Origin of the sequence: Capnocytophaga sp. G2 (assembly GCF_035282625.1) — a bacterium.
Lineage (GTDB): Bacteria > Bacteroidota > Bacteroidia > Flavobacteriales > Flavobacteriaceae > Capnocytophaga.
Window position 1 is genome coordinate 88,832 of sequence record NZ_JAYKBU010000008.1, and the last position, 17,184, is coordinate 106,015.

Annotated in this window: 12 protein-coding genes; 2 read left to right on the forward strand and 10 right to left on the reverse strand. The window is 38.1% G+C overall.

Annotated features, from left to right (window positions below; translation table 11 throughout):
• From VJJ03_RS06255 to VJJ03_RS06295, 9 genes are all read right to left on the reverse strand, one after another.
• Positions 1-1,830 (reverse strand): ABC transporter ATP-binding protein, encoded by a 1,830-nt coding sequence (locus tag VJJ03_RS06255; protein ID WP_323974474.1) that lies wholly within the window; start codon positions 1,828-1,830, stop codon positions 1-3.
• A gap of 49 nt (positions 1,831-1,879) precedes the next feature.
• Positions 1,880-3,598, reverse strand: coding sequence for a phospho-sugar mutase (locus VJJ03_RS06260; protein WP_009746046.1), 1,719 nt, complete (start codon positions 3,596-3,598; stop codon positions 1,880-1,882).
• Positions 3,599-3,626: 28 nt separating this feature from the next.
• The gene (locus tag VJJ03_RS06265) at positions 3,627-4,319 is read right to left on the reverse strand and encodes a M949_RS01915 family surface polysaccharide biosynthesis protein (RefSeq protein WP_416377847.1); all 693 of its coding nucleotides are present in this window, start codon (positions 4,317-4,319) and stop codon (positions 3,627-3,629) included.
• 10 nt (positions 4,320-4,329) lie between these two features.
• A complete protein-coding gene (locus VJJ03_RS06270; RefSeq protein ID WP_009746048.1) occupies positions 4,330-4,545 on the reverse strand; it encodes an AtpZ/AtpI family protein in 216 nt (71 codons plus the stop codon).
• Entirely contained in the window at positions 4,520-4,945 is a 426-nt protein-coding gene (locus VJJ03_RS06275; RefSeq protein WP_009746049.1) for a bactofilin family protein, read from the reverse strand. The genes VJJ03_RS06270 and VJJ03_RS06275 overlap by 26 nt, the downstream gene beginning before the upstream one ends.
• Positions 4,946-4,947: 2 nt before the next feature.
• On the reverse strand, positions 4,948-7,476 hold the full coding sequence (locus tag VJJ03_RS06280) for a hypothetical protein (RefSeq protein ID WP_323974478.1): 2,529 nt from the start codon (positions 7,474-7,476) through the stop codon (positions 4,948-4,950).
• A 276-nt stretch (positions 7,477-7,752) separates the two neighbouring features.
• Positions 7,753-8,616: a sigma-70 family RNA polymerase sigma factor gene (locus tag VJJ03_RS06285; protein WP_009746051.1), complete on the reverse strand. Its 864-nt coding sequence runs from the start codon at positions 8,614-8,616 to the stop codon at positions 7,753-7,755.
• 36 nt (positions 8,617-8,652) lie between these two features.
• Entirely contained in the window at positions 8,653-8,859 is a 207-nt protein-coding gene (locus tag VJJ03_RS06290; protein WP_009746052.1) for a heavy-metal-associated domain-containing protein, read from the reverse strand.
• A 162-nt stretch (positions 8,860-9,021) separates the two neighbouring features.
• Positions 9,022-11,211, reverse strand: a complete 2,190-nt coding sequence (locus VJJ03_RS06295) for a heavy metal translocating P-type ATPase (RefSeq protein ID WP_009746053.1) — start codon at positions 11,209-11,211, stop codon at positions 9,022-9,024.
• 148 nt (positions 11,212-11,359) lie between these two features.
• On the opposite strand from VJJ03_RS06295, the gene rpe reads away from it, so the two are divergent.
• Positions 11,360-12,007 (forward strand): ribulose-phosphate 3-epimerase, encoded by a 648-nt coding sequence (rpe, locus tag VJJ03_RS06300; RefSeq protein ID WP_009746054.1) that lies wholly within the window; start codon positions 11,360-11,362, stop codon positions 12,005-12,007.
• A gap of 191 nt (positions 12,008-12,198) precedes the next feature.
• Positions 12,199-14,199, forward strand: coding sequence for a hypothetical protein (locus VJJ03_RS06305; RefSeq protein WP_009746055.1), 2,001 nt, complete (start codon positions 12,199-12,201; stop codon positions 14,197-14,199).
• Between the two features lie 87 nt (positions 14,200-14,286).
• Here the strand turns inward: VJJ03_RS06305 and VJJ03_RS06310 are convergent, their stop codons facing one another.
• The gene (locus VJJ03_RS06310) at positions 14,287-17,106 is read right to left on the reverse strand and encodes a TonB-dependent receptor (protein WP_323974480.1); all 2,820 of its coding nucleotides are present in this window, start codon (positions 17,104-17,106) and stop codon (positions 14,287-14,289) included.
• Positions 17,107-17,184: the final 78 nt, after the last annotated feature.

The following is a 17,184-nucleotide window of genomic DNA, read 5'->3' on the forward strand; positions in this document are numbered from 1 at the left end:
CTACTCAAAGGATTGCATTTCCACAAGTTTACGATAAGTTCCGTTCTGAGCCATGAGTGTAGTGTGATTTCCTTGTTCTATAATTTTTCCTTTCTCCATCACTACAATAATATCCGCCTTTTGAATGGTAGAAAGGCGATGTGCAATCACTAAAGAAGTACGATTCATCATCATTTTCTCTAAGGCATTTTGCACTAATTTTTCACTTTCTGTATCCAAAGCGGAGGTAGCTTCATCCAGTATCATGATAGGTGGGTTTTTCAGTACAGCACGGGCGATACTTAAGCGTTGTTTTTGTCCTCCGGAGAGCTTACCTCCCATGTCACCAATATTGGTCTGGAACTTCTCAGGTAGAGCTTCAATAAACTCATAAGCATTAGCAACCTTTGCTGCTTCTTGTATTTCTATTTCTGTAGCTGAAGGCTTTCCTATAAGGAGATTATTAGTAATAGAATCATTAAAAAGTATAGAGTCCTGAGAGACAATTCCAATAAGGTTTCGCAAAGAATGTATCTTAATCTCTCGGATATCAATCCCATCAAAGGCAATACTCCCTTTATCCACATCATAGAACCGAGCAATAAGGTTAGCAATGGTACTCTTTCCACTTCCTGACTGACCTACCAAAGCCACTGTTTTTCCTTTGGGTACTTCAAGAGAGAAATCCTTGAGTACATACTCATTTTCATATTTAAAAGATATATTCTTGAGTGAGATTGCGGTTTGAAAATCTGTTTTTTCTAAGGCATTTTCCTTATCAAAAATAGGATTCCGCGCATGAATTACCTCCAATACACGGAGTGCTGCTGCATCTCCTTGTCGCAACCGATAAGCAGCCTTACTAATCTCCTTAGCGGGGGTCAATATATTATAAGCCAGCCCCATATAGGCAACAAACTCAGAGCCCCCTAAAGTTCTATCCACCAGTACCATAGTACCACCGAACCATAAGAGAATCCCAATGACCAAGATTCCCAAGAACTCACTAATAGGAGAGGCTAAGTTCTGCCGATAGGATAAGTTATTAGAATAGGAGAAGAACCGCTGGGTAGAATCCGTAAAACGCTTAATAAATGCATTTTGTGCATTAAAGGACTTAATAATACGGAGCCCTGAGATAGTTTCTTCTATCAAGGAGAGGAAGAAACCCTGTTCGGCTTGTACACGTCCTGAATGTTTCTTAAGTGTTTTCCCTACTCTTGAGATTGCCAGTCCTGCAATAGGAATAAAAACAAAAACAAATATAGTAAGTTTAAGGCTAATCCCACACATGATAATAATAGTAAAGATAATGGTAAGTGGCTCCCTTACAATAAATTCCAATATACTCAAGTAAGAGACTTGAAACTCATTGATATCTGTAGTAATGCGTGAGATAACATCCCCTTTTCGCTTCTCTGAAAAGTAAGAAATAGGTAAAGAAATGATTTTCTTATACATCATATTACGTAAATCCTTCAACACTCCATTACGTAAGAGGTTAATAAATACAATAGCTAAATAATTGAATATATTCTTTAGAAAGAATAAGAATAACACTAATACAATAATATAAGAGAGTGCTTGTACGGGATCTCCTCCTGTATGCTGGGTTACCTGATAGTTAAGGTATTCCTTAAAGTAAGTATTTGCCTCTGCAATTCCCTTATATACAGGCTTATGATATATTCTCTTATTAGAATCAAACAATACCTCAAGCATTGGGATGAGTGCCACAAAGGATAAGGAGCTAAAGAGTGCATATAGGATATTGAAAAAAATATTCAAAAATACATACCTTTTATAAGGAAGTACATACGGATAGAGTCTTTTTATATTGGCTACGTTCATTCAATAATATATAAGAAAATCAATTCTTCATCCAAAAAAGTATTAAGTATTACAGATTCAATTCTTTGGTAATCTGTTGGATTTTAGATAAGAGTTCTTTTTGTGTTTGTTCAAAAGCCTCAGGGGAGGACAAAGGTGCATTAACACTAAAATAGAACTTAATTTTAGGTTCTGTACCACTAGGTCGTGCAGCTACCTTAGTTCCCTTTTCAGTATAATAAATAAGCACATTGGACTTAGGAATTTCTATATGAGTTTGCTCACCTGTAAGGAGATTTTTGGCAATAGAAGTTTGATAATCCTCAATGCGTACTACTTTTTCTCCTCCAATGGTTTTAAGAGGATTTTCACGGAGGTTCTTCATCATTTGATTAATTTCCTCAGCTCCGCTTACTCCTTTTCTTACAATAGAGATTAAGTATTCCTGATAAAGTCCGTATTCTTGATACATTTTAAGCATTTCCTTAAAGAAAGAACTTCCTTTAGCCTTAGCTTCAGCGGCAATATCCATAGCCAATAAGGAAGAGGTTTCCGCATCCTTATCGCGGAGAAAATCTCCTACCATAAAACCAAAACTTTCCTCTCCTCCACCAATAAACTGTTGGTTAGGGAAGTCCTTAATCATCTTGGCTATCCACTTGAATCCAGTAAGACCTTCCTTATACTCTACACCATAGGCATTGGCAAGTTTCCGCATCATAGGAGTAGAAACGATTGTAGAGGCAATAAACTCATGCCCTGTTTTCTCTCCTTTTTCTTTCCATTTGTCCAGAAGGTACTTAGTCATCATGAGCATAGTTTGGTTTCCATTGAGTAATACCATTTTGTCATGGAGGTCCCGTACGGCTATTCCTATACGGTCACTATCTGGGTCAGTTCCAAAGACAATATCAGCCCCAAGTTCTTCTGCTTTCTTTAGTGCTAAGGTAAGAGCTTCAGGTTCCTCAGGATTTGGAGATTTCACTGTAGGGAAACTTCCATCAGGAGTCGCTTGTTCCTCCACTATGTGTAAGGAGGTATAGCCTGCACGTTCAAAAAGTTTAGGGATAATGGTTACTGAAGTGCCATGCAAAGGGGTATATACGATTTTTAGGTTTTCCTTTCCTTTGATAGGGAAATTAGCTTTGCTTAAAGAGGCTTTCATGAAGGCTTCATCCACCTGAGTGTCTATCTTTTCAATAAGTGCTTCATTGGCATTAAATTTTATATCAGCGAACTGTACCTTATCAATAGCCTCCATTACTTCTTTATCTTGAGGAGGTACGAGCTGTCCACCGTCTGTCCAATACACTTTATATCCATTATATTCTGGCGGATTATGGGAAGCCGTAAGGACTACCCCACTATGACATTTCAAGAATCTTATAGCGAAGGAAAGTTCAGGGGTAGGTCGCAACTGTGAGAAAAGAAACACCTTAATACCGTTGGCAGAGAACACATCGGCTACTATTTTTGCGAATTCTTGTGAATTATGGCGGCAATCATAAGCAATCACTACCTTTACTTGCTCATTAGGATATACCTTCTTGAGGTAATTACTCAATCCCTGAGTATTTTTACCCAAAGTATAACGGTTCATACGATTGGTACCTATTCCCATAATACCGCGCATTCCTCCGGTACCAAACTCCAAATTCTTATGGAAAGATTCTATCAGTTCCTCTTTTTCTCCGGCGAGTAGCTGACGAACTTTTTCTTGAGTAGCTGCATCAAAGGCTGGAGTAAGCCACGATTGAGCATTCATTTTACTTTTTTCTAGTAAGTCCATATTTATTGTTTTTTGCAGAATTGCATTTTTATCTTTTTAATTTTCTGAAATCCTCTGGATTGAATAGGGTCAATTGTTGTTCTTGTAAGCGATTAATGGTATCAAATATTCTCTGTCGGATCGGCTTAGGTAACTTATAATAAGTAGCATCTATCTGTGTTTCTCTTCCGCTGTCATCAGGAGCATCTTGATGGCGAATCCCCACTTTCTCTCCCTTATAATAGGTTATAATTTTTACTTTTCCCCGGTCAGGGTCTCCGTCAGTAGGAGTTGCCCCATAGACAATAATAGGATCCACATAACCGTCCTTGTCCAAATCCGTTAAAGAGGAGAACTTTGTCCAGAACCCAATAGAAAACTCCCATTCTTCCCATTTAGGACGATAATCATAGAGTATTTTCACTACTTGAAAAGTATTCTCCTGTCTAAGAAGGTGAAAAGCCTTAATCTTATCATTAATGACCTCTCCTTCATTATTTTTTCTATATACTTTTTCTCCTTTTTTGGAAGAGTCATAGAGTTTATTCTCGGAGAATACCCAAAAGTGTTTTCCTTCTTCATCTTGGTAAGTATACACTTTGGTTATAGGAAATGAGATTCCTAATTTTTTCTGTACTTTGAAGGGGAATAACTCCTGTACTTTCCCTTCTTGTAAGAGTTGTACCTCTTGTGCTTGTACACATAAGGGACATAGAAAGCCCCATAAAAAACATTTTTTCATCATAAATAAATCATTCCTCTTCCATCTGATTTACTTGTTTTATTACAAGATATAGCGAAGCAAATACCCCAAAAAGCCCCCCTCCTACTGTTCCCCAAGGGGCAATAGTAGGATATTTCTGGTCTAACCAATTCCCACAATAGGCACAAATACCAATAGTAACTGCCATTTGTATTCCCAATTGGGAAAACTTCACCCAATTATTTAACTTCTTTTTTGGGTTCATTCATCAAAGGTTGTGGTTCCTTGGAGGCATTATGATTTCCACTTCCCATACTACATTTTACATTGAATACTGCTCCTGGTTCTATAGCGAGTTTATCGGCTTGTACTTCTCCTTCTATAATGGCTGTTGCCTTGAGACTCAAAGTACTCTTCACCACGAGAGTTCCCCGTACATTACCTTCTATATCGGCATTGGTACAAATAACATTTCCATGTATAACGCCTGTTTTTCCCACTACAAGACGTCCGGAGGTTTGTATAGTTCCTTCTATTTCACCATCAATACGGAAATCTGATCCGGAATTCACCTCTCCTTTAATTTTAGTTCCTCCTACGATGCGGTTACTTCCCGCTACTGAATTGTCTGTTGCCATAGGTTTTTTATTTTCTTTATTAAACATTGTTAGTTATTTTTTTTTAAAAAATCTTCTTTATTTTTATACATCTGAATAATCCTATAATTCTCAGACGAAATTACAAAAAATTCTTTAAATGCAGTTATTTTTTCTTCATTTTTTTCTTCCTTCTTTTTCTTTTGTTCTTTTTCTGCTTGTTCTTTTTCTGCTTGTTCTTGTTGTTCTACCTGATATTGAATATATTTTTCTACAAAACTCTCAGCCATTTGCTTGGTCATAAATCCGTGAATTACAGTAAACTGTTCATTAGCATCATATACATCTTGGCTTAAAGAGAGGTAAGCAAATCCCTTTTCCTCCAAATAATTCTTCAGGGTCTCTAGCTGTTGCTCATCCAACACTGGGGTTACCACCTTCCAGGAAGAAGCTTTTTCATCGGATTCAAAAGTAGGCTTATTTTCCTCTTCTTTGAGTTTCTTAAGAATCTCTTGTATTTGGTCTGCTTGTTTGGTATTAGGATATTCCTGAGCAATACGTTCCAGTTCGTTCTGATAAGCAATTTTTCCTTCTAAGCGACCCAAAGCTTTTGCCCGGAGTATTTCCCAATTGGGAGCCTCAGGAGAGGTTTCGTACTGAGGCTTATGAGTATCAATATAAGCAATCACCTCTTGATATTGTTGGTTTTCCAGCTGTTTTTGTAGAGAATCATACTGTTTTTGCAGTTCTATTTCATTCGTATTAGCCTCTCCTGAAATAATTTTTGCATATATTGATTGAGGATACTGATTCACTAACCGATTCTTATAAGAGACTGCTTCTGTCGGATTTTTTTCTTCGTTGATTCTATAGAGTTGATACAATGTTTTCTCCTTAAGCTTATCATCTTGAGTGATAGAGAGCAGGCGAGCAAAGCGTTCCTGTGCCAATTTGTCATCTTTGAATTTCTCCCAATAAAGTTCTCCTACTCCATAGAGAGCTAATTCTCTATCTTTTCGCAGTTGTTCCATTTGTGCTTCAGAAGGCAACTTTTCTATAAAATCTTGAGGAGAAGGGGGTTGAGTGGTTGGACTCTCTGCTTGTTCTTCTGCAGTTTGCTTGGTGGTTATAAGGCTTGACCAACGCCAATTATCCACTAAGGGGCGGTCACCGAATTGCTCAATGAACTGTTGCTTACCGTAGGCTACTGCCTGAGGTATATAGAAGTAAAAACCATCCTGAGGAAGTTGTGCTTGGTTCTGTACGGTTTTTCCAAAGTTGGTAATCTTAACTTCATTCTTCTTAGCTGTTTGCTTTCTATCATCCAAATATTTCTGGAAGAAAGCAATTTTTTCATCTTTAGACATAGCCATAATACGGGAGAGGCTATCGACTTTTTCTATAGTATTTTCAAAGGAGGTAATTTGAGAGAGGTTATCCCTTTTCCTTCTCATATAGAGATATTCTAATGTATTCTTAGGGGTATACACCAAAGTACTATCATAATGGGAATAAGCAAGGGGATACTTTTTTTCCTTAAAATAAAGTTCTCCTAAGTGTTCATGCGTACGTTTTTTGAGTCCCTCATTTTCCTTATTTTTGTCCAAAGAGAGCAGATAATACTTAATTGCTCCTTTATTTTTTTGTTCTCCTTCCAAGAACACCCCATGTTGGAAATAGATAAGGTCAAGCAAGTTCTTATGTTCATAGAGTTTCTCCATTTTCTGTAACTGCTTGGAATAAGTAAGTTTTTCCTCTTGGGAAAGTGTTTGGGTACGAGCTTTTCCTACTTGAGCCTCCACCCATAATCGGCGGGGGATATTCCAGTTAAGATCAATGGTTTTCTGGTAATATACCTGAGCAGAGTCTTTTTGATTAATAGCCTCAAAGAGCTGTCCTGTAATGAAAAGATAGCGACCTTTTTGGGCTTTTTCTTTAGTTTCTTCACTGGCAAGTTTAAGAGTTTCAATGGCTTGTGGATATTCTTTAAGATTGATATAAGCTTGAGCAAGGATAGCATGTAGGTTGGCACGTTCTCTTCGTTTCGGATTTTCTTCTGAGAGCATTTTATGTACATCAGTAATCGCCATTTGCTCACGACCTAATTGAATAAGTGTTTTTTCTCTCCAAAAGGCAGCATTATAGCGTTGGTTGGTTTGCCCATAATTAGTTAGCAAGTGGTTAAAAGCTTCTAAAGCGGGGATATAGCGACCATTATAGTAACGAGCCTTTCCCAAGAGCATATAAGCATCATCAATTTTTCGGTTTTTTTGCTTTCCATCAAAGACCATAGAATGGCGCTGAATTGCCTTAATTGCTTTCTGTTCAGCACGGTCAAAATGTTTGTTTCCTTCCCCTGAAAGGAAATATTCATCCGATAAGGTTTCAGGCTCCACAGGAAGGATTTCAAAATAGTTTTCAGCGTGTTTCTCAGCGATTTCCTTTTTACCTTCTTCTAAGGCTAAATTTCCGTTATATAACACGTTATACATCGTAGGAATCATACGAAATTGTCGGTTATAATAAGTATCGGCTGTAGTTGAACAGCCTATCAGAAAGGTAATTAATAAAATATTAGTAAGATACTTTAATAACTTCATTTAAAAGATATAATAACAAGGCGCAAGTTAATCATTTTTTTTCAATAGACAAATAAATTTAAACAATTTATAAGAAAATTTTCGCCTGTTCCTCTCTTTTTTCCTATCTCTTTTTAAGAAGTAACCGTATCAATAAGAATCAAACCTATTACTTGTAGATAGGTCAATAGGTTCTTTCTTAGTAGATTCAGTAAAAAACAGAAAGGGGGTCAGGAAATATCTGCTCCCCCTTTCGTAAAATCAACAATTCAAAAAAAATAATTTTATTAAGCAAGATTATCCTAAGTAAGTTTTCAGGATTTTACTTCTGGAAGTATGTTTGAGCCTACGGATGGCTTTTTCTTTGATTTGGCGAACACGTTCGCGAGTAAGTTCAAAGGTTTCCCCTATTTCCTCAAGAGTCATAGGATAATTCTCTCCCAATCCAAAATAGAGCCGTATGACATCTGCCTCACGCGGAGTAAGGGTTTCCAAGGCACGTTCTATCTCGGTTTTAAGGGATTCATGCATAAGTTCCTTATCAGGATTGGGGGATTCTCCGCTACGTAAGACATCATATAGGTTAGAGTCCTCTCCTTCTACCAAAGGGGCATCCATGGAAATATGTCGTCCTGAGTTCTTCATAGATTCTTTCACATCACTTACGGACATATCCAATTCTCTTGCTATCTCTTCAGCGGAAGGAATTCGCTCATGAGTTTGCTCAAGATAGGCATACATTTTGTTAATTTTGTTAATAGAACCAATTTTATTCAGGGGCAAGCGGACAATACGTGACTGTTCGGCTAATGCTTGTAGAATAGACTGACGAATCCACCAAACAGCATAAGAGATAAACTTAAATCCACGAGTTTCATCAAATCGCTGAGCTGCCTTAATAAGTCCCATATTTCCTTCATTGATAAGGTCGGGCAAGGTAAGACCTTGGTTTTGGTATTGCTTAGCTACAGAGACCACAAATCGTAAATTGGCTTTTGTAAGTCGTTCTAAGGCGACTTTATCCCCTGCTTTGATACGTTGAGCCAGTTCCACTTCTTCATCTGCAGAAATCAAGTCCACCTTACCTATCTCCTGCAAATACTTATCCAAAGAGGCAGTTTCCCTATTGGTAACCTGTTTGGTAATTTTAAGCTGTCTCATTTATAATGATAAATTGTTAATGACTGATGATTAATCTTACTTTTGTTCTGCCTTGTAACCTGCTTTTTCTACTATTTTAGCTACTTCTGAGGCAGAAAGGGAAGTTTCTACAGTAAGAGTCTTATCTGAAGAGGTCAGATCCGCCTTCCAAGAGGTAATTTGCCCATTTTTGTCAAGTTCTTTGCCTACTTTATCCACGCAACCTTGACATTTGAAATTAGTTTTAAATTCAAAAACACTCATAATTAATTATTAATTAATAAATAAACTCAATATTCCTTAGGAGGACAAACTCTAAGTGTCCCCATGTAAAATAAATTGATAACTTATATTATTAACAAAAATCATTCCAAATTATCATTAATTAAAGAATTTTAACCATGTATAGTGACAAAATAACTATTTTTATATTTTCTTTTGTTTTAAGAGTAAGCTATTGGTTACTACACTAACACTACTGAAAGCCATAGCCGCTCCTGCATACATGGGGTTAAGTAGTCCTCCTCCAAAGAGATAAAGTACTCCTGCAGCAATAGGAATCCCTATAAGGTTATAGATAAATGCCCAGAAGAGGTTCTGCCGAATTGTGCGCAAGGTTTCCACTGACAAATTGACCGTTTTAGAGATTTTAAGTAGGTCAGAGGAAATAATTGTCAGTTGTGCTACCTCCATAGCAACATCACTACCTTTTCCCATAGCGATACTTACATCGGCTTGGGCAAGGGCTTGACTATCATTAATACCATCGCCTACCATACCTACTATCTTACCTTGTGCTTGGAGTTCTTTTACGAAATCCTGTTTATCAGCGGGTTTTACTTGTGCTTTTACGTGAGAGATTCCTACCTTTTGAGCAATGATATTGGCTGTTTGTAGGTTATCCCCTGTAAGCATATACACCTCTATTCCTTGTTTTTGTAATGCTTTTATTGCTTTTGCGGAACTATCTTTCACTTGGTCAGCTATGAATATAAGTGCTAATACTTCCTTACTGCTGGCAAGTACCACCAAGCTTCCCTCTACGGTGTAGGTCTGTATTTTCTCTTTGAAATCAGAAGAGAGGGGAATATTATTTTCCTGAATCCACTGCAAGCTTCCCACTCGGTAGCATTCTTGTTCCCAAAGGGCTTGTACCCCTGCTCCTGCGAACTCTTCTACTTGAGTAAGTTCTACAGGTTCTGTACCTTTCCAATAGGTAGTAATCGCCTCAGCTAAGGGATGAGAGGAGTGTAGTTCTAAGCTATATAATACAGGTAAATATTTCTGCTTATCTGTCCAGAAATCAGATATTACTGTAGGAGTTCCCTGAGTAATAGTCCCTGTTTTGTCCAGTACGACAGCGTTCATTTTGCTAGATAATTCTATACTTTGCGCATCTTTGATAAGGATTCCATTCTCGGCACCTTTACCTATTCCTACCATAATAGCAGTAGGGGTTGCCAATCCTAAGGCACATGGACAAGCTATGACCAACACACTAACGAAGGCTTGCAGTCCATGAGAGAATCCATTTTCCTTATCCAGAAGTAACCATAAGAAGAAAGTCAATAGGGCAATCGCAATCACAGTAGGGACAAAGAGAGCGGCAATTTTATCCACAAGTTTTTGTACGGGAGGCTTGCTTGCTTGTGCATCCTCTACAGCTTTAATAATGGAGGAGAGAAGGGTCTGTGCTCCTATCTTTTCGGCATGCATTTGAATACTGCCTTGTCCATTGGCAGTTCCCGCAAAAACTGTATCCCCCACTGTCTTTTTGACAGGCAAGGATTCTCCGGTAATCATACTTTCATCTATAAAGGTTTCTCCTTGGGTTACCTGACCATCTACGGCTATTTTTTGTCCTGCTTTTACCAATAAAACATCTCCCACTTGCACCTGATCAATGGGTATTTCCTGCCATTGGTTATCCTTCTTAACCCATACAGAAGTAGGCTTAAGTCCCATGAGCTTTCGGATTGCCTCAGAGGTACGTCCTTTGGCAGATTCTTCCAGCACCTTCCCCAGTAGGATGAAGGAGATAATCATCACAGCGGCTTCAAAGTATAAGTGTGGGGTGATTCCTTGTCTTTGCCAGAATTCTCTAAAAACAAGGCTTGAGAGACTGTATAGGTAAGCCACCGAGGTGCTGAGCGCCACCAGGGTATCCATATTAGCAGTATGATGTTTTAATTGATTATACGCCCCCACAAAGAAACGTTTACCAAAGAAAAACAGCCCTATAGTTGCTAAAACGGCTTGTAAATAATCACTATAAGGAAAATGCAGATGAAACATAGCGATGGCAAAGACGGGTAAAGAGCAAAGCAAACTTCCCCAGAAGGTGCGCTGTAATGCCCTGTAACGTATTTGTTCCTTTGCCCTGAGATCTTGCTCACTAAGGGCATTGATTTCCATATCATAGCCCGCATCAATAACGAGTTTTTTAAGTGCTTGGGCAGAGGTTATGTGAGAGTCAAAAGTGATATTTGCCTTTTGATTGGCATAATTCACGCTTACTTCTTTAACGCCTGGAGCCTGTTGCAGTACCTTTTCAACGGTAATAGCGCAAGAGGCACACATCATACCACTTATAGGATAATGTTCTTTTTGTATCATAAATTGAAAAGAATAACTTTGGGAGAGTAAGCATTTCAAAAAGTATGCCTACTTAAGAATATGACATTTTTTCATATTTTATTTTGATTCCTCGAAAAAAAACGTATCTTTGTAACTGAATTAAAAAACACTCTAATTTAGATTAAATATGCTTATTGCTCCTTCCCTATTAGCAGCTGATTTTGCTAACTTACAAAGGGACATAGAGATGGTCAACCGTAGCCAAGCAGATTGGTTTCATATAGATGTAATGGATGGTGTATTTGTCCCTAATATCTCCTATGGTATGCCTGTGGTAAAAGCCATTCACAAATATGCTCAAAAGCCTTTGGATGTACATTTGATGATAATAGACCCAGACCGATACCTACATGCTTTTGCTCAGCTGGGAAGTACGACTCTTTCAGTACATTATGAAGCTTGTGTGCACTTGCATCGCACCCTGCAGGCTATCAAGCAAGAAGGGATGAAGGCAGGAGTTGCCCTAAACCCTCACACACCTATTAGCGTTCTGGAGGATATTATTACAGAAGTGGATTTGCTCCTTATTATGAGTGTAAACCCTGGCTTTGGAGGACAGTCCTTTATAGAGAACACTTATAAGAAAGTGCGACAAGCAAAGGAACTTATTCTAAGGAACCATGCCAAGACACTCATAGAAGTAGATGGAGGGGTTAATGCTACCAATGCTCCTGAACTGGTAAAAGCAGGAGCCGATGTACTAGTTGCAGGTAGCTTTGTATTCAATGCTCCTAATCCAGAAGAAACAATAGCTGCTCTCAAAGCAGGGAAATAAGCGTCTTGATATATTTAGATATTATTTTGTTAAGCAAAACAAAATAAAAACTAATGTGTTTATATGAATTGTTAATTATTTTGATAAAATAATTATTTTCTACCTATGCAATGATATTTTTTAATTATCTTTGCTTTTGAGTTAATAACCTTAATATTAAAATTATTTAAAAAAACATAAAAAATTTAATAATGGAAGTAGAACAAGGGTATAAGATAGCGCCTGCTCCTGAATGGGCAGCTACTTTGACCAATGAGCAGATTATAGACTTATGCAAGGATTCAGATTTTGCCACAGAACAGATAGACGAAGGAAGAGATTTTTGTTATCTTCTTAACAAATATTTCTATGTAGATGATGAGAAAAACACCGATTATGCTCTGATGGCATACACCCTCACTCAACCAGAGAACTTAGAACGTGCCTCGGTGAATGATATGGTTTTGGAAGAGAATGAATATTACGAAATCAACCGTATCGCTGTTATTCGTGATGGTATTTATATAGATAAGCTCTCCGATACTAATATAAAGGTTCTTGATAATGAAAACAATAGTAATGGAGGTGTATTAAGCAAATCCAAGAAAATAAATATTTCTATTCGAGATCTCAGGTTATATGATATTCTCATTTTGGAGGATTCACGTACAAAAGTGTTCTCCGAGAAGGAGTTCGTTCGTCGTGATTTTGTAAAACACATATATGTTACTCCTGACACCTATTGGGCCTATGGAAAATACCACTACAAATTCATTAACAATCGCCAAAAGAAAGTAGCCTATAAAGAATTTTTCTTCCGAGATGAACAGGGGAACGCTTTAGAGCAGCCCATTAAATATTTGGACAAGGGAGAAGTATTAGAGATTGAGCATACCGATTATATCAACCCTGTAGACCCTAATAGAGAGATATTTCCTTTTATAGACTTCGCTACAGAGAGTACCTGGAAAGACCTTTCCAATTATATTTATCCCTTATATAAAGATGTATTGGAGTCATCCGATTTGAAGGATTTTGCTCCGGATTTGGTAGAAAAATTAGATAAATTCTCATCCTTAGATGAGAAAATACAGTTTGCCATTGAATATGTACAGAATAATATATACTATACTTACAATGCCGATGAGATGAATGGTCATAAGCCTCAGGAGCCTTCCATTACTTATCATAACAAGCAAGGGGATTGTAAGGCTAAGTGTGTACTCCTGAAGACTATTCTTGACCACTTAGGGGTGGAGACCAGTGTAGTATTGGTGAATTATAATGCTGACTTTTACTTAAAATATTACCTTCCTTCCCTACTCTCATTCAATCACGTAATTGTAAAAATTCACTACAAAGGAGAGGATTACTTCATAGATGCTACCTCACGTAATGAGTTTGGAAGATTAGAGAAAAGAACGGTACTTAGCTTCTGTCATTACATGGAAATCAAGGAGAATTCAACCCTTAGTGTGCGTAAGCCTACTCACTTTGCCCTACCTTGTATAGATGAACATGTAAAGGTAGTGGTCAAAGAAGGAAAAGGAAAGATAACCCTACATACTACCTATCGCTATAACCGTGCCAACAATATGAGGAACTACTTTAAGCAAACGAACAAGAAGGAACTCATAGATGGCTGGAATCGCTTCCTCTTCTATAACCTGAACTATGTCAATGACCGAAGTGAGCAAGATATTCGTGAGATATTCAAGGATGTAAGCATTAAGATAGAGAAAGATGACAAGGAAGAAAATGAACTTACCATTGGTTATGAAGCTACTATTCTTAATCCTTATTTCACCAACAAAGAAGGAGAAGAGTTCCTTATGTACTTTGACCATAGTGTACTGAAGAAAGACCTTATAGACTTTCGCCATAAGGATAGCAGCTATTGGCATAACTATGATAGCGAACATTACCTCATTGAGCTCTATGCTGATAAGCCTATTAACACGAAGGAAAAATATACCACACAAGAGCTTGAACTCTCCAATGACTTTTTCTCCTATTCCAGTAAAAAGACTATTGAGAAGAGTTCAGGGAAGGTAGAGATTTCCTATGACCCACTCACAAATGTTGAAATTACCTTAGAGAATATCCAGCCAATCAAAGAGGATTATCATCGCATAGGGGATAGTAACTTTGGCTTAGGGATTGATGTGCTCCCTAAAGGATTTTTCAATAGGATAAAATCATGGTTTAAGTAAAAAGTATACATTTCATACATTCATAATAAAAAGGAGAAAAGCTGCCCAGTTGGCAGCTTTTCTGATTTAATTATTGATGAAAACATATCAAAATTGGTATTTTACACCCACATTCCATGTACGACCGAAGCCAAAGAACACTTTATTAGCCACATCTATACCTTTGTAAGTCTTACTGGTATTGGTAGCATGAATATTGGTATTGGATTCAGAAATATAGGTAGTATCCAATATATTATTTACATTTGCTAAAAGAGTAATGGATTGTTTTTTTCCGAAAGCAAACTTATAAGAAAGTCCTCCATCAAAAAGGTTATACTGAGGGAGCTTAATACTTTCCCTATTGGTATTATTTGCACTACTTAAGGAGGCAACATCCAGCCTTGCATATAGGTTATTGACATAGCGCCAACTTAGGTCAATATTGAAATTATCAATAGGAGTTACCACCACTCCGAGATTAGCGGTCATCTGAGCAGAGTCCCCTACTTTTATTTTATCCAAATCCACATCAAACTGGTTACTTGTTTTTCCTGAGAGCGTATATTCGGTATTATCTGCACTAAGGAAAGTATTCACTTGGGCTTTTCCTTGGTAGAACCAATCTCCAAAAGAGAACATACCATTAACCTTGACTAACTCATTGATACGATAAGTAGCATCCATTTCCACCCCTTGGTGGATTTCAGTTACCCCAAGCATTTCAAAAAAGTACTGTGTATTTCTGTCCCATTGGTTATCACGACGTACATAACGGTCTTTCCAAGAGGTACGATACAGATTTACATTGGCAGCGATATTTTCGCTTTTGAAACCATAGCCTAACTCTATTCCAAATATCTTTTCATTGGTAAGATTAGGGTTAACAAAGTTCTTATAGTTAGGATATACTGAGTTGAAGAAAGGTTGTCGGGAATAATAACCTATATTAGCGAACACATTATGGTGATTATCAATATTATAATTAGCCCCAGCCTTCATGTTATATCCAGGAATATTCTTATAGGTGGTCTCAGTTTGCATAGCTGTTTCAGGTTTTCCTTTAAGGGCGAGAGTACCTTCTTTGAGGAAATGGTCTATCCTCTGGTAAGCCTGCATAGAGCTTGACCATTGAGCAAAGGCGGAGAGCTTATCATTGGTATATTCCACCTGACCGAAAGCCCCTAGCCAGCGTACATTACCATCATTACTGAAGGTTATCTGGTCATCCAGATTTTCTATACGTCCTCCAAAAGGGTTAAAGGAAGGTCTGTCAGAGATAGAGTGAGTTACATTACGAGGGATGGTAATATTCCTATTGGAAGCATCTCGGTAGAAATCTGTTCCTAAGAAATCACTTACCACTTCATAGTGATACCCTTTGTAGTACCTGCCGTCAAGTCCAACACTGAAGGATAGATGATCAGAGAGCTTATGATTGAAATTGGTAAGGAATCCGAACCAATTATGAGAGTTCACGGAAGCCTTACGAGCGAAACCTTCGGTAACGTTCATTTCTTGGTTATTGGAATTGATTACCTTACGAGTTGCATTGGCTACATAAGGAGTTCCATGGAGTTCAACATGTTGATTAGGTGTGGAGACATCTTCTCCTTGATTATACCTAACCATTCTTTCAATATCCATAAGTCCGTCAGGAGTTCTAAAGTTAGAAGCATTCAGCATAGTGGGTCTGCCATTTCGGTGGGTTCCTGTCCAAGCACCTCCTGCATCACGAGTTCCTGACCCACGACCGAAGGAAGCATATACTACAGTGCTAAGGGTGGATCGTTCCTCTATATTCCAATCCCAATTAAGCATTATCACAGGTTTGTGATATACATTACGGCGGAAGCTATATTCCTTACCATTATAGTATCCCCAGTCGGAATTATAACGGCGATTAGGTTCTCCATCTTTTCCATACTTCAGATAATCCTGAATAGAGATATGGTTGCTACGCTGGTGGTGCCATTGAGGGGCTCCTGTGAACATGAATTGAAGGGCATGCTTATCATTAGGGGCGTACCCTAAAGCGAAGAAGTAGTTATAGGCTTCGAACTTAGTTCCTTCCGCATAGGTAGCTCCTGCAGTACGGCTTAGTAGGACAGAAGTAGACCATCCTTTTTTACTTTTCCCTGTATTATAGGCAGCCAATCCTTTGTAGAATCCGTCATTTCCGTAAGCGGCAGATACAGTACCTCCCTCATTCATATCGGAGGCACGGGTTACAATATTGATAGTTCCTCCTACAGAGGCAATGGCTAACTTAGAGGCACCCAATCCACGCTGTATCTGCATAGAGGAGGTTACATCGGAGATTCCTGCCCAGTTGCTCCAATATACTTTACCGTTCTCCATGTCATTAATAGGCATTCCATTAATCATCACGGCGATATTTTCATTACCGAAGCCACGGATATTAATTTTAGAGTCTCCGTAGCCACCACCTGACTTAGTTGCATATACCGAAGGGGTTTTGTTCAGTAGTTCGGGGAATTCCTGATTTCCTAACTTGCTGGTAATTTCAGCAGCACGGATGGTAGAGACCGCCACCGGTGTTTTGCGTTCTTTTGCCATATCCACCAAGGTGTTCCCGGTGAACACCAATCCGGTAAGTTCCTCTGCATCGGGCATAAGAGTTACCTGTACAGAAGCCTTTCCTTTGACAATAGTAAAAGGTACTTCTTTGGTTTTGAAACTAACAAAGGAGACAACTAAGATTCCCTTTTTCTGAGTAGTTTTAAGGGTGAATTTTCCTTTTTCATCGGTGGAAGTTCCATGAGTAGTTCCTTTGATGAGGACGTTTGCCCCTAAAAGAGGTCCTTTTTCTTCACCATCAAACACGGTTCCTGTGATTGTTTGTGCCGAGAGGGTGGCTATCATAAAGAATGCCCACAAGCTCAGCCAATGTTTAACTGTTTTCATCTTTTATTATGTATAATTATATCAATGGTTTTGTGGTACAAATTTCGTAAATTTCACGCATATTAATTTCTAAGGATA

What these genes read in the sequence shown, in the direction of transcription:
- VJJ03_RS06255 (WP_323974474.1), bottom strand. Translation starts at nt 1,830, where the DNA reads ATGAACGTAGCCAATATAAAAAGACTCTATCCGTATGTACTTCCTTAT.
- VJJ03_RS06260 (WP_009746046.1), bottom strand. Translation starts at nt 3,598, where the DNA reads ATGGACTTACTAGAAAAAAGTAAAATGAATGCTCAATCGTGGCTTACT.
- VJJ03_RS06265 (WP_416377847.1), bottom strand. Translation starts at nt 4,319, where the DNA reads ATGAAAAAATGTTTTTTATGGGGCTTTCTATGTCCCTTATGTGTACAA.
- VJJ03_RS06270 (WP_009746048.1), bottom strand. Translation starts at nt 4,545, where the DNA reads ATGAACCCAAAAAAGAAGTTAAATAATTGGGTGAAGTTTTCCCAATTG.
- VJJ03_RS06275 (WP_009746049.1), bottom strand. Translation starts at nt 4,945, where the DNA reads ATGTTTAATAAAGAAAATAAAAAACCTATGGCAACAGACAATTCAGTA.
- VJJ03_RS06280 (WP_323974478.1), bottom strand. Translation starts at nt 7,476, where the DNA reads ATGAAGTTATTAAAGTATCTTACTAATATTTTATTAATTACCTTTCTG.
- VJJ03_RS06285 (WP_009746051.1), bottom strand. Translation starts at nt 8,616, where the DNA reads ATGAGACAGCTTAAAATTACCAAACAGGTTACCAATAGGGAAACTGCC.
- VJJ03_RS06290 (WP_009746052.1), bottom strand. Translation starts at nt 8,859, where the DNA reads ATGAGTGTTTTTGAATTTAAAACTAATTTCAAATGTCAAGGTTGCGTG.
- VJJ03_RS06295 (WP_009746053.1), bottom strand. Translation starts at nt 11,211, where the DNA reads ATGATACAAAAAGAACATTATCCTATAAGTGGTATGATGTGTGCCTCT.
- rpe (WP_009746054.1), top strand. Translation starts at nt 11,360, where the DNA reads ATGCTTATTGCTCCTTCCCTATTAGCAGCTGATTTTGCTAACTTACAA.
- VJJ03_RS06305 (WP_009746055.1), top strand. Translation starts at nt 12,199, where the DNA reads ATGGAAGTAGAACAAGGGTATAAGATAGCGCCTGCTCCTGAATGGGCA.
- VJJ03_RS06310 (WP_323974480.1), bottom strand. Translation starts at nt 17,106, where the DNA reads ATGAAAACAGTTAAACATTGGCTGAGCTTGTGGGCATTCTTTATGATA.